The organism is Piscirickettsia litoralis, from assembly GCF_001720395.1.
Taxonomy (GTDB): domain Bacteria; phylum Pseudomonadota; class Gammaproteobacteria; order Piscirickettsiales; family Piscirickettsiaceae; genus Piscirickettsia; species Piscirickettsia litoralis.
Map to the genome: position 1 here is coordinate 96,598 of NZ_MDTU01000004.1, position 2,784 is coordinate 99,381.

4 protein-coding genes and 1 pseudogene are annotated in these 2,784 nt (G+C 35.9%); 3 read left to right on the forward strand and 2 right to left on the reverse strand.

Going from position 1 to position 2,784, the window contains the following annotated elements; all coding sequences use genetic code 11:
• The 3 genes and pseudogenes from BGC07_RS20930 to BGC07_RS24075 form a co-directional block, all read left to right on the forward strand.
• Positions 1-187, forward strand: a 187-nt coding sequence (locus BGC07_RS20930; RefSeq protein WP_158007007.1) for a hypothetical protein, incomplete at its 5' end; no start/stop codon positions are given.
• Between the two features lie 9 nt (positions 188-196).
• Positions 197-430, forward strand: coding sequence for a hypothetical protein (locus BGC07_RS17120; RefSeq protein ID WP_069314277.1), 234 nt, complete (start codon positions 197-199; stop codon positions 428-430).
• A gap of 47 nt (positions 431-477) precedes the next feature.
• Positions 478-624: pseudogene (locus BGC07_RS24075) on the forward strand (hypothetical protein); the annotation flags it as partial.
• A 547-nt stretch (positions 625-1,171) separates the two neighbouring features.
• Here BGC07_RS24075 and BGC07_RS17130 read toward each other — a convergent pair.
• A complete protein-coding gene (locus BGC07_RS17130) occupies positions 1,172-1,891 on the reverse strand; it encodes a glycoside hydrolase family 25 protein (protein WP_069314279.1) in 720 nt (239 codons plus the stop codon).
• Between the two features lie 212 nt (positions 1,892-2,103).
• Positions 2,104-2,334 carry a hypothetical protein gene (locus BGC07_RS17135; RefSeq protein ID WP_139121827.1) on the reverse strand — a complete coding sequence of 77 codons (231 nt, stop codon included), beginning with the start codon at positions 2,332-2,334 and terminating at the stop codon, positions 2,104-2,106.
• Positions 2,335-2,784: the final 450 nt, after the last annotated feature.

The window sequence follows — 2,784 nt, forward strand, 5'->3', positions numbered from 1 at the left end:
TGCTGTTTACAGCGAGCCTATCCTTGATCTTGACGTTGAAGCTTTGGTGTTTTCAGCAAGTGTGCAGTATGTTGAAGAAGGCTATACCGCAGATCGGGTGGTGAATATGCTTAAAAAAATCGGCGAGCGTTTCTCACCGTTTCGCTTGTTCGAGCCTTGGAAAGCGGGTAGAGTGCAGTTGGTTTGAGGGTGGTATATGGAAAATCAAATTAAGCGGCTGCAAGAAATTGCAGGAAGTCGAGTTGCTGCCGATGATTGTCAGGCTTTAGCAAATGAAATGCTAGGAATGTCTCAAGACTCTAAGGGCCGAATTGAGCGAGTGATTTCCAAGCAAATTGATGAAGGTTTGCTAGATGGGTTAAGCTATATCGATATTTTGTCTAGCATTAAAGAGGGGCTGTTTGAGCTTTTCCAGCGTAGATTGGTTTGAAGAACGCCTCTGTCATCTGAAGTGCAACACTCAGTAGAGATTTCTATGCTTGGACTTATGAGAATGTAAGTCTAGTTAGAAAAGACTGTGATGTTAACCATATTGTCCAGGAGTTAGAGGCATTGGGGCTAAGTGAAAAGCGAGAGTTAAGCAGTTGGGCCCACCCATGCTATTCTTCCGAATGTTTGTTTTGAAGGAGTGACTTTGCAGCTTCCATGATGATGAAGGAAGTACTGATTTGTACATAGCCAAAGCTGAATGTTTTTGTGATGGTTTGAATACCCCCAGTTATCAGCAGACTCAGGTGAAAGGATTAAGTTATTGAAATTTGCAACACCATGGTTTATGTAAAATTCATATGAAAATTGCAGGTTTTCACCATATCGATAATCTTTTAAAAAAATGATGATTATTTTTTTTCATGTCGTTATTAAGCTTTAACTTAAGAGTTGCATTTTTTCTTAGAATAATAGGGGGATTAACTACAGGAGATCCATCTGTAGCAATATTTAAATTCTTCCCAGTGTTATTTACAAAAGTTACGTAGTTATCAGCCTGTACAAGTAAAGGGAATAGTCCTGAAAAGATAAATCCAGATATTAATGAATTACATTTCATATAAACACTCTTAATCTTTAAGTATATAATTACCCATTATGATATCTATTTTTTATTTAATTATACTGTACTTCTACTTGTTATCATTACTATGTGTTAAAAAGTTCATTTAACATTTGTATTTCATTGAATATAACCAAAGAAGTGATATAAGCGATGGTCATCACCATTAAAGATATTTAAATCTATTTGAGACTTAATGCCTGGTACTGATGCCTTGTTTGAAAACTGCCAAAACACCCATGTTTTCCAAATATGAGGGATTTTTGGGGAAGAATGTATATTGTTATAGCTTGCTATCCATAAAGCATACTCAGAAAAACCATGTGTACCTTTAAGAAAGGTACGCCAAAAATTGTTACTAGTATAAATTATTGGCAACCTGCCTGTTTCTTTATGAACGATATGAAGAAATGCTCGGAGGTTACGAACATATTGAGTTTTATTGGTTCTGTATATGTCAGACGTTTTTTCTACATCAACAATTAAGGGGAAACTGTCATGTGATTTGTTGTATTTAACAATATTTAGAAAATGCTTTGCTTGTTTAATGCCACTTACATCCCCATAAAAAAAGTGGTATGCACTATGAAAGATTCCATGACGCTTTGCCTGAGACCAGTTGTAACTAAAATAAGGGTCTACACTAGATTCACCTTCTGTAGCTTTAATAAATACAAAATCAATTTCTTGCCTTACTTCTGACCAGGTTATTTTTCCTTGATAGTGGGAGACATCTACACCGTAGGGACTATTTGGAAATACATTTGTATTGTAACTAATTGATTCAGTTTGAACAGCAAAGACAAATGATGCAAGTATAGTGATAACTATATTTTTCATAATGCCATATTAGATTATCCCTTCATAAAGTAGTTCAAAATAACTACACTACAAACCTGAAAGCTTGACCTCACCTTCTAAGGAAGAGGTACAAAAGGGATTTATCTCTTAGAAATTACAATACTATGAAAATCAGCCATATCATGAAATTTACTCTACAACTCCCCCTATATTCGTGCGCTGCGTCGAGTACGACGGTCGCACTATCTCTATCAAAAAGAAACATTTGAATCTGCAAATAGTGACGGCTGCAAATAAATCCCTTTTCTATAAAGCTCAGTAGAGTCAAAGTGAGAAATAAGATTTTCCCACAAATGAGCATTTACTGTGACTGATGACTTAAAGCTATGAGTTGAGATATAAAGGTCAATCGCTTTTATCGTTTTTACGGCAAGGTGATTTAAGCCCTCATCGAACAAAATGTTAACTTTGGTGCTTTTCATATCTAACTTTTTCAAAAAAAAGACTAGTAGAAATCTGATATGCTTGTAGGTTAAGCGATAACTACTAGTCATAAAAAATCAGAGGTTTAGGGGGTGTCGATTGGGACTCCTATTCCTCAATTCACGCAGCGGTCTACAAAAGGTGTTAAACAAACCGCCTGTTTATGATAACCAAAAACATGGAAAAAGCAATACAATTTGTAATTTCTTGATTAGTAATAGATTTGTATATGCCTGACATCTCTTAAAACCACCCTTGCAGCCGTGTTCTCGCCTAACTTGATGAAAGGTATAGGTTTTGCTGTTGCGTGGCTTATAGGTGTAGAAAAGGCGATTTAGGCAAGATATTGTATTTGATCAAAATTTGTACAGTTTTGGTTTGCATAAGTGCTCAGTGACGTTTTTCCGGTTGTCCACATACTTACACACATGCTATGCACCGAAATTGTG

What these genes read in the sequence shown, in the direction of transcription:
- BGC07_RS17120 (WP_069314277.1), top strand. Translation starts at nt 197, where the DNA reads ATGGAAAATCAAATTAAGCGGCTGCAAGAAATTGCAGGAAGTCGAGTT.
- BGC07_RS17130 (WP_069314279.1), bottom strand. Translation starts at nt 1,891, where the DNA reads ATGAAAAATATAGTTATCACTATACTTGCATCATTTGTCTTTGCTGTT.
- BGC07_RS17135 (WP_139121827.1), bottom strand. Translation starts at nt 2,334, where the DNA reads ATGAAAAGCACCAAAGTTAACATTTTGTTCGATGAGGGCTTAAATCAC.